This is a genomic window from Paenibacillus sp. Soil724D2 (assembly GCF_001427935.1).
GTDB lineage: Bacteria > Bacillota > Bacilli > Paenibacillales > NBRC-103111 > Paenibacillus_E.
In genome coordinates, this window is the sequence record NZ_LMRY01000004.1 from 139,747 (window position 1) to 159,763 (window position 20,017).

Annotated in this window: 15 protein-coding genes; 10 read left to right on the forward strand and 5 right to left on the reverse strand. The window is 45.2% G+C overall.

What is annotated here, in order from left to right; translation table 11 throughout:
• Positions 1–66 precede the first annotated feature (66 nt).
• On the forward strand, positions 67–2,199 hold the full coding sequence (locus ASG85_RS06530) for an RNA degradosome polyphosphate kinase (RefSeq protein WP_082562601.1): 2,133 nt from the start codon (positions 67–69) through the stop codon (positions 2,197–2,199).
• Here the strand turns inward: ASG85_RS06530 and ASG85_RS06535 are convergent.
• Complete coding sequence (locus tag ASG85_RS06535; RefSeq protein ID WP_060645679.1) at positions 2,165–3,700, reverse strand: Ppx/GppA phosphatase family protein; 1,536 nt, start codon at positions 3,698–3,700, stop codon at positions 2,165–2,167. The genes ASG85_RS06530 and ASG85_RS06535 overlap by 35 nt on opposite strands.
• A gap of 302 nt (positions 3,701–4,002) precedes the next feature.
• Between ASG85_RS06535 and citZ the strand changes: the two genes are divergently transcribed.
• The 5 genes from citZ (at position 4,003) to ASG85_RS06560 (ending at position 10,218) form a co-directional block, all read left to right on the forward strand.
• Positions 4,003–5,115, forward strand: coding sequence for a citrate synthase (citZ, locus tag ASG85_RS06540; RefSeq protein WP_057307289.1), 1,113 nt, complete (start codon positions 4,003–4,005; stop codon positions 5,113–5,115).
• A 382-nt stretch (positions 5,116–5,497) separates the two neighbouring features.
• Positions 5,498–6,796: an NADP-dependent isocitrate dehydrogenase gene (gene icd, locus ASG85_RS06545; RefSeq protein WP_056834400.1), complete on the forward strand. Its 1,299-nt coding sequence runs from the start codon at positions 5,498–5,500 to the stop codon at positions 6,794–6,796.
• 51 nt (positions 6,797–6,847) lie between these two features.
• Positions 6,848–7,789 (forward strand): malate dehydrogenase, encoded by a 942-nt coding sequence (mdh, locus tag ASG85_RS06550; RefSeq protein WP_060645680.1) that lies wholly within the window; start codon positions 6,848–6,850, stop codon positions 7,787–7,789.
• A 197-nt stretch (positions 7,790–7,986) separates the two neighbouring features.
• Positions 7,987–9,561, forward strand: a complete 1,575-nt coding sequence (locus ASG85_RS06555; protein ID WP_060645681.1) for a hypothetical protein — start codon at positions 7,987–7,989, stop codon at positions 9,559–9,561.
• A 222-nt stretch (positions 9,562–9,783) separates the two neighbouring features.
• A complete protein-coding gene (locus tag ASG85_RS06560; RefSeq protein WP_057307293.1) occupies positions 9,784–10,218 on the forward strand; it encodes a hypothetical protein in 435 nt (144 codons plus the stop codon).
• A 99-nt stretch (positions 10,219–10,317) separates the two neighbouring features.
• Here the strand turns inward: ASG85_RS06560 and yfbR are convergent, their stop codons facing one another.
• Positions 10,318–10,899 carry a 5'-deoxynucleotidase gene (yfbR, locus tag ASG85_RS06565; RefSeq protein WP_057307294.1) on the reverse strand — a complete coding sequence of 194 codons (582 nt, stop codon included), beginning with the start codon at positions 10,897–10,899 and terminating at the stop codon, positions 10,318–10,320.
• A 40-nt stretch (positions 10,900–10,939) separates the two neighbouring features.
• A complete protein-coding gene (locus tag ASG85_RS06570) occupies positions 10,940–12,076 on the reverse strand; it encodes a polysaccharide deacetylase family protein (protein ID WP_063860180.1) in 1,137 nt (378 codons plus the stop codon).
• Positions 12,077–12,192: 116 nt separating this feature from the next.
• Here ASG85_RS06570 and ASG85_RS06575 point away from each other — a divergent pair, with 116 nt between their 5' ends.
• From ASG85_RS06575 to ASG85_RS06585, 3 genes are all read left to right on the forward strand, one after another.
• On the forward strand, positions 12,193–13,743 hold the full coding sequence (locus ASG85_RS06575) for a fumarate hydratase (RefSeq protein ID WP_060645682.1): 1,551 nt from the start codon (positions 12,193–12,195) through the stop codon (positions 13,741–13,743).
• Positions 13,744–13,890: 147 nt separating this feature from the next.
• Entirely contained in the window at positions 13,891–15,687 is a 1,797-nt protein-coding gene (gene pnpS / locus ASG85_RS06580) for a two-component system histidine kinase PnpS (protein WP_057307296.1), read from the forward strand.
• Positions 15,688–15,783: 96 nt separating this feature from the next.
• Positions 15,784–16,500 carry a response regulator transcription factor gene (locus ASG85_RS06585; RefSeq protein ID WP_057307297.1) on the forward strand — a complete coding sequence of 239 codons (717 nt, stop codon included), beginning with the start codon at positions 15,784–15,786 and terminating at the stop codon, positions 16,498–16,500.
• A 34-nt stretch (positions 16,501–16,534) separates the two neighbouring features.
• On the opposite strand, the gene ASG85_RS06590 is transcribed toward ASG85_RS06585, so the two are convergent.
• Positions 16,535–17,635, reverse strand: a complete 1,101-nt coding sequence (locus ASG85_RS06590; protein ID WP_060645683.1) for a MerR family transcriptional regulator — start codon at positions 17,633–17,635, stop codon at positions 16,535–16,537.
• Positions 17,636–17,783: 148 nt separating this feature from the next.
• Here ASG85_RS06590 and ASG85_RS06595 point away from each other — a divergent pair, with 148 nt between their 5' ends.
• Positions 17,784–18,866 (forward strand): Gfo/Idh/MocA family protein, encoded by a 1,083-nt coding sequence (locus tag ASG85_RS06595; protein ID WP_057307299.1) that lies wholly within the window; start codon positions 17,784–17,786, stop codon positions 18,864–18,866.
• Positions 18,867–19,056: 190 nt separating this feature from the next.
• On the opposite strand, the gene ASG85_RS06605 is transcribed toward ASG85_RS06595, so the two are convergent.
• Positions 19,057–19,929: a helix-turn-helix domain-containing protein gene (locus ASG85_RS06605; RefSeq protein ID WP_060645685.1), complete on the reverse strand. Its 873-nt coding sequence runs from the start codon at positions 19,927–19,929 to the stop codon at positions 19,057–19,059.
• Between the last annotated feature and the right edge of the window lie 88 nt (positions 19,930–20,017).

Sequence of the window (20,017 nt, forward strand, 5' to 3'; positions counted from 1 at the left end):
TACAATGAAGATATAAATGGCACAGATAACAGATAGAAAACATAAGAAAATATAAGTGGAGGCTTTATGAGTATTGCGCGTGAACCAGATTTGAAAGAAGTTAAAGAGCTCAAAGAAGTTAAGGAAGTCAAAGAGATTTCGACCAAGTACTTAAACCGGGATTTAAGTTGGATCGAGTTCAATTGGCGTGTTCTGGAGGAGGCTCAAGATGCGAGCACTCCACTGCTTGAGCGTGTGAAATTTCTGTCAATCGTATCCAGTAATCTCGATGAGTTCATGAGTGTTCGTGTCGCAGGACTGAAGGATCAAATCAAGGCTGGGTATACCAAAAAAGACTTCACAGGCTACACCCCCGCCGGACTTATTAAACGAATTATGAAGCGCACTGCCAAAATGGTAACAGAACAGTACAAAACGTACCGTGAAGTAACGAGACTGCTAACCAAAGAAGGCATTGTGTTTACGGAATTTGAAGATTTGAATACGACACAGAAAAAAGCTATGGATGCTTATTATCATGATATTATTTTTCCTGTATTAACACCGATGGCGGTGGATCAAAGTCGTCCATTTCCACTTGTACATAATCAATCCGTCTATTTAGCTGTCTTGCTTGTGCGGGAAGGGGATGATCCGGATGATGAGCCTTATTTTGCCATCGTTCAAGTACCGAGCAATTTATCCCGTTATATTCCCGTGCCAACACGGCCAAATAGTAAAAAAACAGAATTTATTCTTATTGAAGAATTGATCGAGCACCATATTGAATCGCTTTTCAGTGGATACATTCCGATTTCCGTTCACGGGTTCAGAGTGACTCGAAATGCCGATTTAACGCTCAATGAAGAAGGGGCGGAAGATCTGCTTGAGGAGATCGAGAAGGAGCTTAGACGCAGACGTTGGGGCTCTCCTGTTCGACTTGAAGTACAAGAAGGCATTCATCCTTACGCGCTTGCACAGCTTCAGGATGAGTTCGAGATTGAAGAACAAATTTTTGAAATTGACGGGCCGCTGGACATCACCTATTTCATGAAGCTGGCCGGTACGTTGAATGGCTATGAAAATCTTCGCTATCCGCGTATTGCTGCCAAATACCCCATAGAATTTGAGGATACGACTGACTTCTTCGAAGTTCTTAAGCAAAAGGATGTATTGGTGCATCATCCCTATGAAACGTTCGATGCTGTAACAGACTTCATCATCCATGCTGCCTATGATCCGAAAGTGCTCGCGATCAAAATGACACTGTATAGAGCGAGCGGAAACTCGCCGATTATTCAAGCGTTAGCCAGAGCCGCGGAGTCCGGGAAGCAGGTCACAGTAGTTGTTGAGCTGAAAGCCAGGTTTGACGAAGAGCGTAATATTGCATGGGCTAGAATGCTTGAAAAGTCAGGCTGTCATGTGGTTTATGGACTTGTTGGGCTCAAAACGCATGCCAAGATTACACTCGTCGTGAGACAAGAAGAACAGACGCTCCGCAGATATGTTCATGTGGGAACAGGTAATTATAACGACAGCACAGCCCGTCTTTACACAGATGTAGGGCTATTCACTGCAAATAGTGTGATTGGAGAGGATGCCTCCGCGCTTTTCAATGAAATTACTGGCTACTCCGCGCCTCATGACTGGCAGTCTTTCGCTGTGGCTCCTACGGATTTGAAGGATAAGCTATTCGAGCTTATCGAACGTGAAGCTGAGCACGCTAGAGCGGGCAGACCAGCCCGAATTATTGCAAAAATGAACTCATTATCCAATCAAGAGATGGTAGATGCCTTATATGCGGCGTCGCAAGCAGGTGTAAAGATTGAATTAATTATTCGCGGCGTCTGCTGCTTGCGTCCAGGGGTGCCTGGGATTAGCGAGAATATTACGGTTCGGAGTATTGTAGATCGTTTCTTGGAGCATTCTCGCATTTATTATTTCGAAAATGGCGGACTAGTTGATGTATATTTATCTTCGGCTGACTGGATGACACGTAATTTGACACGTCGTATTGAGCTGATGTGTCCGGTACTTGATCGGGAAATGAAGAAAGTGATGATACAAATTCTGAATGTTACCCTGCATGATAACGTCAAAGCAAGAGAACTGATGCCCAACGGGATGTACAGTCGCATAAAAAATGAACTGACCCCATATCGGAGCCAGTTCGAGGCGATGAAAATTACATCTTGGAAAAAACTCCGGCTTGGGTCTTAAGCTTAAGCCCCCAGATTTTTTCAAAATCTTTACTGATAGCCGCGAGTTCCTTTAGCTCCATAATGGGGTTGTGGATACATAACAGCTTGAGAGTTAGGGCTGATTCGGTTTGCGTTGTTTGCAGCTCTTGAACAGGCTGCGTCTCACTATGATCCAAAGCGATAGCTAATTTAAGCAGCGCACCTAACTTTACTATTAATGCCGCGTCGGATTCCATCAATAGGTCCTTGTAAGCTAGGACTTGTTGGTGGGTCCGGCTTTTTGTTTTGTAAGTAGCAATCAAAGAGCAAATAACAATTTCTCGATGACTGAGACCGTCGATATGTGCCCCTGTCATCATATATTGTGTATGTTTGAGGTAATGGTAATAATGGACGCTGGCTCCGATTCGATGCAAGAGAGCAGCGGTATGCAAGTATCTTTGGCTTCGATCTTCCCATTCGGGCGGAGCAGTGAGTGTATGATAAAGCTGCATAGCGAATTTATCTACATGAGAGACATGCTTCACAGCGGCGTTCGGATGGAGCATAAGCAAGTTATGGATACTTGCTTCAAGTACATCCGCCTTGATTGGGTGCATAGGATCGAATGTTTCGTAGAAGAGTCCATCACGAAGTCCTGATCCGCTGATAATGCACGCTGATGAACCCGCTGCTTCGAATATGGTGTCCATAATGATCAGTCCAGGAACCATAATATCTGCGCGATCTTTGGAGAGACCATCTATTTTTTTTCGTTTTTCTAATGGCATGGAGGATAACAAAAAGAGGAAATCACGAAGCTCCCCAGGTTTCAGCGTGTAATTGTGGGCAAGCTGAAGCGAGTATTTGCTTCGTTTTTGGCTGATTTTCCCAAGGGTTCGAATCGTTCCGCCTAGACCAATCATAGGCAGATTGGGAGAACCGGCAATCCAAGGATAAGCCAAAATCGCATCTTCAACCATCCGGCGAATATCGCCCATTTCCTGCTCGGTTAGATTGCCATTTTTCATAAATTGGCGTGTGGTGTTCACCGCACCGAATGGAAAGGAAACGCTGTGAAGCAATTTCCGGTTACGAAGCAAGGTGACTTCTGTACTCCCTCCGCCAATATCAATAATCAAGGCGTCCCGGATATCGATGGTATTGATTACGCCTAAATAGCCATATCGCGCTTCTTCTGCCCCACTCAGAACTTCAATATGAAGTCCGGTCTGTTCCTGGAGAATCCGCACAATTTCAGCTGAATTGGCCGCGTTACGTATGGCTGCCGTTGCTACGGCTCTTATTGTCGGAATCTCATGAACTTTGCATAACTGAGCATAGTGGGATAGAATTGGTACGATAGAGATAATGTCTTTGCTATGTAAGATGCCATCGGAACCGATGCGTTCGCTGAGTCTAGCGGAATCCTTATGCTCACTGACAACACGGTATGCCCCTTGGGCATTAATTTCGTAGATAACAAGTCGAATCGAGTTGGATCCGATATCAATGATGCCGATACTTGTGCTGCTGCTCATGTATTTGCTCCTTTTTCAGAGAAAAATCACTTTTACTTTGCCTACATTGTATCAATCTGGGCACGACTCGACAAACTTTTCCTACAGGGTTGTATAATTCGGGGAAATTAACAAAAACTTGTATCGTGTGTTTTGAAGAGATGGTTCAAAAAAACAGTGCCGATTTCCGCCAAAAAGATTCTTTATGATAGTGATAATGAAGTTTTATGTCTGCTTTTGTTCACTTATTAAACAAAATACTTTATTATTAAGTTAGGAAAAAAGCAATTTTTTGCTAATAGAGTAGCTAAGGAGAGATTCCCATGTCTGCAACCAAAGGTTTAGAAGGAATTGTAGCCACGACCTCGTCGATCAGCTCCATTGTAGATGGAGTGCTAACGTATCGCGGGATTGATATTGATGACCTCGCAGAAAATGCGACATTTGAAGAAGTTATTTATTTGCTTTGGTTCGGTAAATTGCCTAACCAAGCTGAGCTTGAGAAACTGCAAAGCGACCTGAACGCTTACAGCAAGGTGCCTGATGCGGTTATCAATCAGATTAAAGCATTCCCGAAAGATGTTAATTCCATGGCTGCTCTTCGTACAGCAGTATCGGCTCTTGCACTTTATGATGAAGAAGCGAACGATTTGAGCCCTGAATCCAATGTGCGTAAAGCGATCAAGCTGCAAGCACAAATTCCTGGCATTATCGCTGCTTTCGCTCGTATCCGTGAAGGTAAAGAACCATTAGCTTCCCCAGGATATGCTTCCGTTGCTGCTAACTTCTTGTTCCAGCTAACAGGTAACGAACCGGATAAAATCGCGATCGAAGCTTTGGACAAAGCATTGGTTTTACACGCTGACCATGAGCTGAATGCTTCCACATTCGCTGCACGCGTTACTGTTGCAACACTAACAGACATCTACTCAGGTATTACTTCAGCGATCGGCACGCTCAAAGGACCTCTTCACGGCGGTGCGAACGAAGCTGTTATGGCGATGCTGGAAGAAATCGGTACTGTAGAGAACGTAGTTCCTTACATCAACGATAAATTAGATCGGAAAGATAAAATCATGGGCTTTGGACACCGTGTTTACAAAAACGGAGATCCGCGTGCGAAGCACTTGCAAAAAATGTCCTATGAGCTTGGTAAACTAACTGGCAACCTGAAATGGTACGAAATGTCCATTAAAGCAGACGAATTGGTCACCAGCCTCAAAGGCTTGAAACCAAACGTTGATTTCTACTCTGCTTCCGTTTACACAACGTTGGAAATCCCACGCGACCTGTTCACGCCGATCTTCGCGATCAGCCGTACATCCGGTTGGGCTGCCCACATCTTGGAGCAGTACGAAAACAACCGTTTGATTCGTCCTCGTGCTGAGTACACGGGTCCGGTTAACCAAAAATACATTCCAATTAGCGCTCGCTAATTGTCACTTTAACTCTTTGTGCGGGCAGTTCGGTACCCGTCCTCGGCTCACCCCGGGGGAGTACCGCAACTCCCGTCACTTTTTGTGTGTTTACCTTCACTACTACGGTGACGAGTTAAATTTCTTAGGAAATTTCTCGCAGCAGTTATATAACAAAGTGGAGTGCTTGGCAGTGCCTGGAGAAACGTAAGTGTCCGCCTTTAGAATCCTACCCATACCTAATATAGGGATCTTTGATCGAGATCAAAGTCTCTCCTTAAAATCAATTCAATTGGACAGGATGATAACAGCGGTCGGAAGGCATTGCCAAAAGCATGCAACGTAACGCGCAACAGTAACTTTTTCGATAAACTAATCTACATAAATTTTAGGAGGAACTATCATGCCACAATTCGAATCTTACGAACTACCAAAAGAAGGTCAAAAAATCACCATCGAGAATGGTGTTCTGCAAGTACCTAACAACCCAATCATCCCTTACATTGAAGGTGACGGTACAGGTCCTGATATCTGGGCTGCTTCCGTACGCGTTCTGGATGCTGCAGTTGAGAAAGCATACAAAGGCGAGAAAAAAATCGCTTGGTACGAAGTTTTTGCCGGAGAGAAAGCTTTTAACAAATACAACAACTGGCTGCCTAACGATACATTAACAGCTATGCGCGAATACATCGTGTCCATCAAAGGACCTTTGACTACACCAATCGGCGGCGGTATTCGTTCCCTGAACGTTGCACTTCGTCAAGAATTAGATCTTTACGTATGTTCCCGTCCAGTTCGTTACTTCAATGGTGTTCCATCCCCAGTTAAACGTCCTGAGCTGGTTGACATGGTTATTTTCCGTGAAAATACAGAAGATATCTATGCTGGTATTGAGTGGGAAGCTGGTTCCGACGCAGTTAAGAAAGTTATTAAATTCCTTCAAGACGAAATGGGCGTTAACAAAATTCGTTTCCCAGAAACTTCAGGTATCGGTGTTAAACCAGTATCCTCCGAAGGTACTGAGCGTTTGGTACGTGCTGCAATCGAGTACGCGATCAAACATGGCCGTAAAACATTAACTTTGGTACACAAAGGTAACATCATGAAGTTCACAGAAGGCGCGTTCAAAAACTGGGGTTATGAGCTTGCAGAGCGTGAATATGCTGACAAAACATTTACATGGGCACAATACGATCGTATTAAAGAAGCAGAAGGCGCTGAAGCAGCTAACAAAGCTCAAAAAGACGCTGAAGCAGCTGGCAAAATCATCGTAAAAGATGCAATTGCTGACATCGCGCTGCAACAAGTATTGACTCGCCCAACTGACTTCGACGTAATCGCAACATTGAACTTGAACGGTGACTACCTGTCTGATGCACTTGCTGCACAAGTTGGCGGTATCGGTATCGCTCCAGGAGCAAACATCAACTACTTGACTGGTCACGCGATCTTCGAAGCTACGCATGGTACAGCTCCTAAGTACGCAGGTCTTGACGTAGTTAACCCAGGTTCCGTAATCCTATCTGGCGTAATGATGCTTGAGCACCTTGGCTGGTTGGAAGCGGCTGAATTGATCTACAAAGGTTTGGAAACATCCATCAATAACAAAACTGTAACATATGACTTTGCTCGTTTGATGGAAGGCGCGAAAGAAATCAAATGTTCCGAGTTCGCAAACGAAATCATCAAAAACATGGCTTAATTCTTTTGAGAAAAGTTGATCTACTAAAAACTATTAGGAGGTACATCTCAAATGGCAATTCGTCGTAATAAAATTACCGTTGTCGGCGCAGGTTTCACGGGAGCAACAACTGCTCTTATGTTAGCTCAAAAAGAACTTGGTGACGTTGTTCTTCTCGACATCCCGCAACTGGAAAACCCTACAAAAGGGAAAGCGCTCGACATGCTTGAAGCAGGTCCGGTTCAAGGATACGATAGCCAAATTACAGGTACTTCCAACTATGCGGATGCTGCTGATTCCGATATCGTCATCATTACAGCAGGTATCGCTCGTAAACCGGGTATGAGCCGCGACGATTTGGTAAACACGAATGCAGGTATCGTGAAATCCGTTTGTGAGAACGTGAGAGAAGTAGCTCCTAATTCCATCGTTATCATCTTGAGTAATCCTGTTGACGCGATGACTTACGTAGCATTCCAAGCACTTGGTTTCCCGAAAAACCGCGTAATCGGTCAATCTGGCGTACTCGATACAGCTCGTTACCTGACGTTCATCTCCCAAGAGTTGAATGTATCCGTTGAGGATGTTAAAGGTGTTGTTATCGGTGGACACGGCGATGACATGGTTCCACTCGTTCGTTACACATACGCTGGCGGCGTGCCAATCGAGAAGCTGATCCCAGCTGAACGTATTGAAGCGATCGTTCAACGTACACGTACTGGCGGCGGTGAAATCGTTAACCTACTTGGTAACGGTAGTGCATATTACGCACCAGCGGCTTCCCTTGTGCAAATGACTGAAGCAATCCTTAAAGATAAAAAACGTATCATCCCAACCATCGCTCTTCTTGAAGGTGAATATGGTTATGACAACTTGTTCATGGGCGTTTTAACTGTACTTGGTGCTAACGGTATCGAGAAAATTCTTGACATCGAGCTGACTGAGGAAGAGAAAACAGCTTTGGACAAAACAGCAAGCTCTGTTCGCAACGTAATCAAAGTTGTAACAGGTTAATAAGCTTTGGCAGAAGAATCAACTACCTGTGCGAATAGGTGGTTGGTTCTTTTTTTGCTCATTTTATTGTGGCGATGCCCAATTTTTTGTTAATATTGTAAATTGTTTTCCAATCACTATTCCCAGTTAATGGTCTATGCTACGATAGGCATAAGCCAGCATAATTGGCTAAAAAATCCATAGGATGGTGGGATTTGATGTTGAAGAAAAGCTTGCTAGGAACAAGAAACTGGAGAAGACTCTGTTTAACCGCAGTATTATCCGTATCAATGTTAGGCATTGTTCCACAAGCTTTTGCGGAAGGTCCGAATGACCCCGCGCCATCGATAACGCCGACAACGGCGAATGGCAAAAAGGTGCTGTTTGACAATACGCACGGTCAAACGGCAGGCGCAGCTGATTGGGTTATTGACGGCGGTTTCTCTGATTTTGCTAACGCATTAGGAAATGCAGGCTATTTGGTAAAAGAACTGCGTAAGAGTACAGCGATTACACTCTCCGATTTATCAGCGTATGATGTGTTCGTTATTGGTGAGGCTAACATTCCATATAAGACATCTGAGCAAAGTGCCATGCTGCAGTATGTGCGAGGCGGCGGCAGCATCTTCTTCATTGGTGATCATTACAATGCAGATCGTAATAAAAATCGTTGGGACGCTTCAGAAGTATTCAATGGCTTTCGCCGCGGCGCTTGGACCAATCCAGCTGCGGGAATGAGTACAGCAGAAGCTGCTTCGGCAGCGATGCAGGGTGTTGCAAGCTCTGATTGGTTGTCGGCCAATTTCGGAGTGAAGTTCCGTTATAACGCATTAGGTGATATTACAGCGAATAATATCGTGAGCCCCTCTCAGGCTTTTAATATTACGAGTGGTGTCTCCACGGTTGCTATGCATGCAGGCTCGACTTTAGCGGTTACTGACCCGAACAAAGCCAAAGGTATTGTTTACCTGCCAGCGACAACGACCAAATGGGCTAGTGCAGTGGATCAAGGGGTATACAACGGCGGAGGAGTAGCAGAAGGTCCTTATGTCGCGGTCTCCAAAGTGAGTGCAGGCAAAGCCGGATTCATCGGTGATTCCTCACCAGTTGAAGATGCGACGCCAAAGTATAAGAGAGAAGAGACAGGCGGTACGAAAACGACGTATGCGGGATTCCAAGAGCAGAATGATGCTTCTCTTTTAGTAAATATGGTGAACTGGTTGGCGACCAAAGAAAGTTATACAAGTTTAACGCAAGTGCCAGGCCTTACCTTGGATTCAGCAACTACAATTTACTCATGGGAGCAGCCGGCTAACACAACAGAGCTGCAGGCCGAGCCTTGGGCAGCACCTGCAGCTGGTTATAATTGGTGGGATCCTTCAACGTTTAAAGTAGGATCTTACGGATATAGTACCGCCACGAATACAACAGATCCGTTTGCATTTGTCCATCAAGCGCAATTGCCAAATCAGGCGGTTTTTCAAGTGAAGATTATTCTAAATGGCCTAACAGCAAATTCAACAACAACAGGCTATAATATTGGTATTTATAATGGTTCAGGTATCCAGGTCGCTAAGGTTCAAAATAGCAATGGCACATGGCCTTCCACTTACGGTTACAGCACGAGCTTCTCATTAACAGCTGACGCAAGCGGTCATGCGGAGAAGATTGTGAGTATTCAAATTAATCCAAGTATCTCCGGTTCTGCAAATATGCGCTTGAGACAGAACACGACTGCCAAATTTACTGAGGCCGTTACGATCGCTAATGTTCCAGTTGAGCCACTGCCTTAAAACGTTAAGCGTACAGGAATCAGCTCGATCTATAGGAAGTGAAAATAACCCTGCGGGCTCATGATCCTGATGAGTTCGTTGGGTTATTTTGCGTAAAATTGGTCACAGTTTTGTGTAGATATAGTGAATTAGCAGGATTCATGGGATCGCTTTCTTGTCGGGACTGTTCCAGTTCGGTTATACTTAATAAAACCAATACATAAAATTGCGGAGGTTGTCAAAATGTATCCAGTTATGATTTTTTTACATGTCGTTAGTGCTTTATTGCTTGGTGCTTATATCATGTTCCCATTCTTAGTGGGACGAGCTGCAACATTGTCTGGAGCTGCCCAAGAGAGTTTTGTCGGCGTGATAGCTAAGATCAATCGCATCGGTCAATTTTCACTGATTGTAACCTTCCTTACAGGTGGCGCGATGATCAGTCAAGTGGATCCAAAGCCGTCCGTCCTATGGATGATCTCTTCCATTGTTCTTCTTCTGATTGTAGGAGCAATTACGGGTATGGTCGGTGGTAGAATCAAAAAGCTGATTGCGAATAGCAAAGCAGGTAAAAGCACAGCTTCTGATGCTGCCAAAATTAAAACCTTCAGCTGGATCGCAGCCATCGCTGTTATCGTAGCTGTACTGATTATGACGAATCCGCAGCTGTTGTCGTAAGCTTAAGGAAACAGAAAAGAAAGAGCATGTTCATCTTCTGGATGACATGCTCTTTCTGCATTTTCGGGATTCGGATCATGTTCGAACAGGGTGCTCTGATTAATCCAATGTGATTTCATCTAATGTTTTCTCAAATGATGCACTCATATGCTCGAGGAAATAATCAACTTCAGGCATGTTCATTTTCTGTAAGCTTTCCAGAATTTGCTGCTTCGCGACGACGAACTCTCGGTTGCCAGTGGAGAGCTCGGTTAAGCATTTAATATACGCTTCGAGCAAGTCGGCGGCTTTCACCCAGCGGTAGAGCTCAGGGTCTGGCTCTTGAATTAAGCTGCGGTAAATACCGCTGATTTCAGGTGGAATCGTTTGAATAAGCCGTTCGACTGCGACATCTTCGATCTCACGGAAATTCCGCAGTATTTGCTCATTGTTATGCTTTACAGGCTGGGGGATATCCCCAGTTAGAACTTCAGAAGCGTCGTGGAACAATGCGATGGACACTACGCGATCCGTTGGTACATTGCGTCCATATACTTCGTTGGCAATGGTGCATAACATATGCGCAATCGTCGAGACATAGAAAGAATGCTCTGCTACGTTTTCTCTACGCATGTTCCACATGAGACTCCAGCGATCAATATATTTAAGTCGATATAAGTAAGCGAAAAAGTGATGATTCATCGGGTTAACTCCTCTTTCTATTAAAGTAAAACAAAACGGCTTATTTGACGCTCGGCGTCACCCTCACTGCCACCTTTCCGGTGGCCGGGGTGAAGACGAGCGGTTGCCCGATCAGCGCGCCAAGATCATCCAGCGCGATCGTGACCAGCCCGTGTTCGCGCAGCACGGGCTGCCGCAGCGTGACGCGCGCGTTCCCGCGCGTCGCTGACTTCGCATTCACCTGCAGGGTGAATGCCTCTTGCCCGAGGCGGAGGCGAAGCGCTCCGCCTTCCACTACAGCGCTGCCGCCGAGCTGCGCTGCGGCAGCGGCCACGTCCACGCGCAGCGGGGCGCTGCCCGGCTGCGCCAAGACCCGGCGCTGGATCGAGCGGTGCAGCAGCTCCGGCGTGATGCCGGGGCTACCCGCGTTGATCCGCGGGATCAACAGATGATCGGCGCTTCGCGTCGCCATCTCTGGCGAAATCGTGAAGGCGTAGCGGATTCCCGCCTTCGCAACCTGCTCTGTCGCCGCCGGCGACGTGATGCCGTATGGGTACGCCAACGTGTCGAGCGGCGCATCCGTTAAGCCCGCAAGCTTGCCGATGCAAGCTTGCGTATCCTTGTAAACACGCTGCGTATAAGCATCATCGCTCTCCGCATCCAATCTTCCTACCAGCGCTGCTTCACCACTTGGAAGCTTGTGGTGAAGATTGTTGGTATGGCAGCCAATATCGATAAAGTTCGTGGCATGCGTCATCTCACTGATTTGTTCTTTCGACATGGAAGGGATGTAGGACCCCAGCGGATTCGTTAAGTCATTGGTAATAACGAAATTCACAGCAGGAATTCGCAAGCTTTTCAAAATCGGATAGGCCGCTGTGTAAAAGCTTTGATAGCCATCATCGAACGTAACCAGGACAGCATTCGATGGAACGGTAGCGCCCTCCATGTACTGTTTGAACTCTTCTAAGGAAATAAAATGATAGCCTTTGCTAAGTAGGAATTGAAGCTGATTTTGAAAAAGCGAGCTTGTAATTGTGCTAGAGCTGGTGTCCTTTTCATGTACATGATGATACATAAGAACGGCCACTTGGTCCTGGTAGTAAATATCCTCTGAACGCTTAGCCTGCAGCGGCGTAAGCAAAAGGGTGAGCCCAATCAGGCTAACTAGAATCGAAATAGCGATTCTTTTGTACATGTCAGTGAATCTCCTTGTTTTCCTCACAAGAACCGTCGAACTCTTCATGGGAGGTATGTTATAATAGTTTGTAATTATTATTATGTGTGTATTTGAGAGAGGAGCCAGACCTAGTCATGCAGCATTTTTATCAAAGCGTCTACGATTTGATTGTCGAAACTTCCACAAACCTTCCCGGTGATGTGCGCCGTGCGGTGCAAGCCGCTCAGGAAAATGAGGACAAAGGCACGCGTTCTGCGTTATCTCTATCCCGCATTGCGGATAACATCCATATGGCGGAATGCAATGTATCCCCAATTTGTCAGGATACAGGTATGCCAACGTTTATTATACACTGTCCGGTTGGGGCAAACCAAATTATCATGAAGAAGCAAATCTTAGAAGCGGTTGCTAATGCAACCAAAGCCAGTAAGCTGCGCACGAACTCCGTAGACTCCCTTACAGGTGCAAACAGCGGAGATAATCTTGGGCCTGGTACGCCGGTTGTTCATTTCGAGCAATGGGAACGTGACGATATCGAAGTGAAGTTGATTCTAAAAGGCGGCGGCTGTGAGAACAAAAATATTCAATACAGCTTGCCTGCTGATCTTGAAGGTGTAGGTAAAGCAGGACGTGATCTTGACGGCATTCGCAAATGTGTCATGCATGCGGTTTACCAAGCGCAAGGTCAAGGATGCAGTGCGGGTTTCATCGGCGTAGGTATTGGAGGCGACCGTACAAGCGGGTACGAGCTGGCTAAGCACCAATTATTCCGTCATGTTGACGATGTGAATCCACATCCGGAGCTGCGCAAGGTTGAAGAGTACGTCATGGAGCATGCCAATACGCTTGGTATTGGAACAATGGGCTTCGGCGGTCAAGTGACACTGCTTGGCTGTAAAGTTGGCGTAATGAACCGATTGCCAGCAAGCTTCTTCGTTTCTGTTGCGTACAACTGTTGGGCGTTCCGTCGTCAAGGCGTAGTCTTGAATGCGGAAACTGGTGAAATCAATGGCTGGTCTTATCCAAGAGGGACAGAGGTTTCTTTCCAAGAGGCTTTCGAAGCGAGTGCAGAAGAAGCTAAGAATACGCCAAAAGAAGAGCGTCGTGAGATCGTATTGACAACGCCAATATCGGAAGAGCAAATCCGAAGCCTCAAAGTCGGTGATGTCGTAGTCATCAATGGTACGATGCACACGGGACGCGATGCGCTGCATAAATATTTGATGGATCATGATGCGCCGGTTGATCTCAATGGGGCTGCGATTTATCATTGCGGGCCGGTGATGAGTAAGGATGAAGCTGGCGAATGGCACGTTAAAGCGGCGGGACCAACGACTAGTATCCGTGAGGAACCTTACCAAGGTGATATTATCAAGAAATTTGGCATTCGAGCAGTCATTGGTAAAGGCGGAATGGGGCCGAAAACGTTAGCAGCTTTGAAAGAACATGGCGGTGTTTATTTGAACGCTATCGGTGGTGCTGCGCAATACTACGCACAGTGCTTTAAGAAGGTTGAAGGCGTTGATTACATGGAATTCGGAATTCCTGAAGCGATGTGGCACTTGGAAACAGAGGGATTCGCTGCTATCGTAACGATGGATTCACACGGCAACAGCCTACATGCTGACGTAGAGAAGAATTCACTTGAGAAGCTGGCAGCTCTGAAAGAGCCTGTATTCAAATAATTTTCTAAGCGGTGCACTTAACCTTCATCTTTACAAAAAAAATACTGGATTAGGCACGGAAGAAAGGGTTACTATGTAGAGTAGCTCTTTTCTTTTTGTTTTTCACCCATGAAATGGACAGACTGAACCATCGGAGGCTAGTATCAGATGACCAAATTCCGTGCCAAACTAACTTTTATTTTGATTTTATTGATTGGTTGTTCGATGCTGATTGCGGGCATTTTCATGGCTAAGGTACTTGAAAATTCTCACATAAAGTCTTTACAAGACAATATGGAACGCGAGCTGCAAGTTATTACGGCAGCTTTGGATTGGAACCGAAAAGGGACCGATGTAGAGTTGATTTCTTACTATACGGAACAAGCCAAACATCTTAAAGAAGCAACGAATGAGAGACTGACGTATGTTCGAGCGGATGGCAAAGTATTAGGTGACTCTGATCAAAGGCCCGAACAGATGGACAATCACTTGAATCGACCGGAGATTGCTTCGGCAGCAGCGAATGGCGTCGGCTACGTTACGCGTTACAGCGATACATTGAAAGAAAATATGCTTTATGCCGCTATTCCAGTGAAGAATGAAGCGCAGGAGACAACAGGTTTTCTACGTATTTCTATGAGCTTGGAACAAGTAGGGAAGTCGATTCGCAGCTTATGGTACTTCCTGATTTCTGGGTTGATCATTTTGTTTCTGATCGCAGGAATCGTTAGTTATCGAATTGCCAAAGGGATTACTCACCCCATTGAGAAGATGACGAAAGTAGCCCAGCAAATTACGAATATGAACTACCAATCTCGCGTTCCTGCTTACAGTAATGATGAGGTTGGACAGTTAGGTCAGGCGATTAATCGCATGTCCGAAAGCTTGCAGCAGCAAATGGCACGGATTCAGGAAAATGAACGCAGGCTTCAAGGCGTTATGGAAAATATGATGAGCGGCATTATGATGATTGACCGTGAAGAGCGGATTATGCTTTTAAATCCTGCTGCGGAATACATTTTAGGTTTCTCCTCACAGGAGCTTCTAGGGAAGAAATATAATGAAGCGAAGCAGCAATTTGAATTTACAAAGTTGATACAAGAATGTATTGAGACACAAGATCCAATTCGCGATGAGATGGTTTTCTATTATCCGGCAGAGCGAATTCTCGATATTCATTTGAGTCCAATTGCCCATGAAGATGAGGAATGGTCAGGTGTTCTTATCGTAATTCACGATATTACGGCTGTACGCAGACTTGAGCGGATGCGCAGTGAATTCGTCGCGAATGTATCGCATGAGTTAAAGACGCCAATTGCCGCGGTTAAAGGCTTTGCCGAAACGCTGCTGGCTGGTGCGCTTAACGATAAGGAAACGGCAGTGTCGTTCTTACAAATCATTTTTGATGAGAGTGAGCGGTTGAATCGATTAATAGGGGATATTCTAGAGTTATCCAAAATTGAATCAAAGCGGATTCCGATGAATTTTTCGCCAATTTACTTGCCTGAATTCCTAGAAAGATCGTTAAGTGTGTTGCGAAAAGAAGCGGAGAAGAAGCATATTGAACTAAGTATGCTGGTCGATGATGATATTTATATCGAGGCGGATGAAGACAGGTTACGGCAAATTATCATCAATCTCCTTTCCAATGGCATTGCTTACACCCATGATGGCGGCAAAGTGAAAGTGCGTGTAGAACCACTCGATATGAATGCTGATGGGGATTATGAACGGCTGCGATTAATTGTTTCGGATACGGGTATGGGCATACCTAAGAAGGATTTACCTCGAATTTTTGAGAGATTCTATCGTGTTGATAAAGCGCGCTCCAGAAGCTCAGGCGGAACGGGATTAGGCTTATCGATTGTGAAACATTTAGTTGAGCTGCATAAAGGAACGATTCGGGTCGATAGTGAGGTTGGCGTCGGTACGAGGTTCACGATTGAATTGCCTGTTATACACTAATTTACACAGCGATGACGAAACATTTACATTGTTTTTACAATCATGTGGTAAAATGAGGTTGTGCAATGTAAATATACTGTAAACGCGGGGGATCCCATGGCACAAAAAATACTAGTTATTGAAGACGAGCCAACTCTAGCTCGATTGCTATCATACAATCTATCTCAGGACGGGTATGATACGAAAGTTGTCGACCATGGTGGCGATGGACTTCAAGAGGCGTTGCAGCAGACATACGACTTAATTATTCTGGATATCATGCTGCCTGGACTGAATGGCTTCGAGGTATTGGCGAAGCTAAGGCAGAAAGGAAACAGCACACCTGTTATTATTTTAACGGCACGCAATGCCGAGGATGAAGTGGTGCAAGGACTTAAGCACGGTGCCGATGATTATATAACGAAGCCCTTTGGGGTAGCGGAATTGCTTGCCCGCGTCTCTGCCGTTCTGCGAAGAACACAATCGGAGGACGTGGCAGCGGATAAACTTAAGAGCAATGAGAAAGTGATTCAGGCGGGTGAATTGTTCATTTATCCGGAGAAATATGAAGTTGTCCTGAACGGGGATTCCATTCCGTTAAGACCGAAGGAGTTTGAGGTCCTGCTTTATCTCGTGCAGCGCCCGGGTGTCGTCGTAACAAGAGACGATCTAATGAATATCGTTTGGGGATTCGACTATATTGGCGGTCAGAGAACCGTAGATGTTCATGTGAGCTCGCTTCGTAAGAAGTTGGAAATGAATCAACAGTCTGTTCAAATTGATTCTATTCGTGGCGTTGGCTACAAGCTGGTAGCAAGTATGATCAAAAAATAATGAGCCTTGGGTGCTGGTTAACAGCGGCCCAGGCTCATTTTTGTGCGTAAACAACGTAAATGCTGTTCCCCAATGGCTCCGATTTGACTTGGCTTGTATGAGAGAGCAGCCATTCTGTTATATGAGTATGCGTCATGTAGAGGTCGACCTGCTCATGCATCATAGGCAGCTTGGTTGCCTTAGTCGAGATGAGGTTGGCTAGAAATACATCTGCCTCATTTCGATCTTGCATCATATAATCGGCTAAGCACACGATTCCGCCAGGCTTCAATACCCGCAGCATTTCACCCCATGCGAGTTCTCTTTGAGCTTCTGTCAGATGATGAAGGGCAAACGAACTGACAACATAATCAAATGTGTTATCCATAAACGGAATGGCGAGTACGTTACCAAGCTTGAGTTCAATGTCAGCATATTTGGCTGCGCAAAGCTTGAGCATTTGCTTGGATTGGTCGATGGCGGACATGGTTAGGCCGATCTGCTGCAGTTTGCCGGCTAAGTTGCCGGTACCTGTTCCTACATCAAGCCCCTTAAGGCCATGAGAAGGAGAGATAAGCTGGGCGATTTTGTCTAAAGTTGCTTCGTAGCTTGAATATACGGGAGGGCTGCTCATCTCAATGTCGTTCAGCAGGCCGTTTTCTGTGACATCTACAATCGAGGAAGCAGGATGCAGCAGCTCGTCAAACTGTAGGGCCTTTCGATCGAAATCCCAATGGTCGCGCCAGCTTGCTCTTAAGTCGCGCAGCTCCTTGCTTTGCTGGGCTAGCTCGTAGAGGAGATCAGTCGGCAGTATGCTGCTTCCTTGAGCGGCTTGGATCATCTGATCCATTGTTCCGATAATTTGTTTCATTTCTGTCCACTGTTGAAATAGCATCGAACGCTGCATTTGCAGAGCGCTTAGCACTTCTTCTTGTTGATTTAAATCGGTTTGGGCTAAGGTTTGACGAATACCTTCAAGTGTCATTCCGACTTCCCTTAGAGAAATAATGGTTTGTAATCTCCACGCATCTTGTTCCGTATAGGTTCGATAGCCATTCTCTTTCTGCTTTGCAGGAGTTAATAGGCCTTTCTGCTCATAGAAGCGAATTGCTCTGGCTGTGATGCCAAGTTTGCGGGAAATTTCGTTAATCAGCATGTATGGTCCTCCATCATGGCACAATTGCATACAATTTTCGCCAGATCAGAAATTTTATTTTTGTGGGTTTTTGTTATACTCTTATATAGTACTAGCTATGAGCAATTGTGAGAAGCCTAACGGTTATACATATCTAAGGAGGATTATCATGTCAAAAACGTATCGTATAGCAATTATTGGATGTGGCGGTATTGCCAATGGCAAGCACATGCCAAGTTTGAACAAATTAAAGAATGTAGAGATGGTTGCATTCTGTGACATTATTTCTGAAAAAGCGCAGGAAGCTGCTGCTAAGTATGGCAAAGAAGACGCTCGTGTCTACGAAGATTACCGCGAGGTTCTGAAAGACAGTTCCATTGACATCGTCCATGTCTGTACGCCAAATGATTCACATGCGGAAATCACGATTGCTGCATTAGAAGCAGGCAAGCATGTCATGTCAGAGAAGCCGATGGCCAAAACAGCTGCAGATGCACGCCGTATGGTGGAAGCAGCTAAGCGTACAGGTAAGAAGCTGACAGTTGGTTACAACAATCGCTTCCGTGGCGATAGCCAGCATTTGCACCATTTGTGCTCGGAAGGCGAACTAGGTGAGATTTATTTCGCTAAGGCTCATGCGATTCGTCGCCGCGCAGTACCTACTTGGGGCGTTTTCCTTGATGAGGAGAAGCAAGGTGGAGGCCCGCTGATTGATATCGGCACGCATGCACTTGATTTAACGATGTGGATGATGAACAACTATGAGCCGAAGGTCGTACTGGGTACTTCTTATCATAAATTATCCCAACGAGAAAATGCAGCTAATGCTTGGGGACCTTGGGATCCTTCCAAGTTCACCGTTGAGGATTCCGCGTTTGGTATGATTACCATGAAAAATGGTGCTACGATTATTCTTGAATCAAGCTGGGCGCTGAATACACTTGAAGTGGATGAAGCGAAATGTACACTTAGCGGAACTGAGGGCGGCGCTGATATGAAAGGCGGTCTTCGCATTAATGGTGAGAAGCACAGCCGTTTATACACGACCGAAGTTGAATTAAATGCTGGCGGCGTAGCCTTCTACGATGGTGAAACAGAAAGTGCGCCGGATTTAGAAATGCGCTTATGGATTCAAGCGATCGAGAATGATACAGATCCGGTAGTAACTCCTGAGCAAGCATGTGTCGTATCCGAAATCTTAGAAGCCATTTATGAATCAGCCAAAACAGGGAAAGCCGTTTATTTCGACTAGTTTCGACTATTTCCTGGGAAATGAAGGAACCCCTTCTTCGATATGGTTATTATCGGAGGAAGGGGATTTTTTTGTGCTACCACATAGGAAAGAATAATTTTTCTGTTCCAGAAAACGGCTTTCCTATTGGCGATAAAAACTACATCAAAACGCGGTCGCTCATCTTTAAATGGCTTCGATAGAGGTTTTCTCATAAAATGCTCTTGTTAGCTTTCCGATATTCACCAGGTGTAGAGCCCGTTCTTTTCTTGAACATTTTGGAAAAATGGTGTAAATCAGCAAAACCGCAATAGAGTGCTATAGATTCGAGACTAAGATCTGTGTTTGTTAGCAGCTCCTTGGCGTGATTAACCCGCATGTTGATTAAATACTGGTGAGGCGAGATGCCATATCGCTGCTTGAACATGAAACTGAATCTGGAAACAGAAAGGCTAGCTCGATTCGCCATGTCCTCTAATGAAATGGGTTCGCTTAGATGATTGGAAAAGTAAGAAGTAATCCAGTTGAACGAATGTACAGGTGTCTGTGTCACCTGATAGTAAGTCTCTAGTAGAGAAATGATAATTTCCGTAACGAGATGTTGGGTTTTCAGCTGTATGAGCGGATCCTGCTGCTGGGCATATTCAATAACCTGAAAAAGCGTTTCTTTCAATTTAGAAGGGCTAGACGGATGGACATGAACCGGCATTTGAATCCCATACAGATCGTTGATTGTTGGCTGCATCAGGTTCATATAAGCTGATAAATCAATCTGACCGGGTCGGGTTGGAAAGCTTTTTTCACGTTCAGAATTATAGCATAAATCAAAATGAATAAAAGGCGTAACAGTGTTAGTCAGTCCTTCGAGTGTTAGTAAGCTTCCCGGCTGTACGAGGCAGAATTGACCTGATTGAAACATATACTTCTTATGATCTACCCAAAAACAGCAAGTACCCTCTTGAATATAAACGAATAGGTAATCAAGCAACCTTCGCTCCGGATATGACCACGGCTTACGAACAGCAAACTCACTTTGCCTAACAAAAGGAACAATCGCATGTTGTTTCAATAATTCGGTGAGCATGCAGAATCCTTTCTTGAACCAATAATTTTTTCTTATGTCTTATTGTAGTACTTCATGGAACATCTAATCCAGTTGTTTTTGACAATAA

Coding starts and splice junctions, on each gene's coding strand:
- ASG85_RS06530 (WP_082562601.1), top strand. CDS start 67: ATGAGTATTGCGCGTGAACCAGATTTGAAAGAAGTTAAAGAGCTCAAA.
- ASG85_RS06535 (WP_060645679.1), bottom strand. CDS start 3,700: ATGAGCAGCAGCACAAGTATCGGCATCATTGATATCGGATCCAACTCG.
- citZ (WP_057307289.1), top strand. CDS start 4,003: ATGTCTGCAACCAAAGGTTTAGAAGGAATTGTAGCCACGACCTCGTCG.
- icd (WP_056834400.1), top strand. CDS start 5,498: ATGCCACAATTCGAATCTTACGAACTACCAAAAGAAGGTCAAAAAATC.
- mdh (WP_060645680.1), top strand. CDS start 6,848: ATGGCAATTCGTCGTAATAAAATTACCGTTGTCGGCGCAGGTTTCACG.
- ASG85_RS06555 (WP_060645681.1), top strand. CDS start 7,987: ATGTTGAAGAAAAGCTTGCTAGGAACAAGAAACTGGAGAAGACTCTGT.
- ASG85_RS06560 (WP_057307293.1), top strand. CDS start 9,784: ATGTATCCAGTTATGATTTTTTTACATGTCGTTAGTGCTTTATTGCTT.
- yfbR (WP_057307294.1), bottom strand. CDS start 10,899: ATGAATCATCACTTTTTCGCTTACTTATATCGACTTAAATATATTGAT.
- ASG85_RS06570 (WP_063860180.1), bottom strand. CDS start 12,076: ATGTACAAAAGAATCGCTATTTCGATTCTAGTTAGCCTGATTGGGCTC.
- ASG85_RS06575 (WP_060645682.1), top strand. CDS start 12,193: ATGCAGCATTTTTATCAAAGCGTCTACGATTTGATTGTCGAAACTTCC.
- pnpS (WP_057307296.1), top strand. CDS start 13,891: ATGACCAAATTCCGTGCCAAACTAACTTTTATTTTGATTTTATTGATT.
- ASG85_RS06585 (WP_057307297.1), top strand. CDS start 15,784: ATGGCACAAAAAATACTAGTTATTGAAGACGAGCCAACTCTAGCTCGA.
- ASG85_RS06590 (WP_060645683.1), bottom strand. CDS start 17,635: ATGCTGATTAACGAAATTTCCCGCAAACTTGGCATCACAGCCAGAGCA.
- ASG85_RS06595 (WP_057307299.1), top strand. CDS start 17,784: ATGTCAAAAACGTATCGTATAGCAATTATTGGATGTGGCGGTATTGCC.
- ASG85_RS06605 (WP_060645685.1), bottom strand. CDS start 19,929: ATGCTCACCGAATTATTGAAACAACATGCGATTGTTCCTTTTGTTAGG.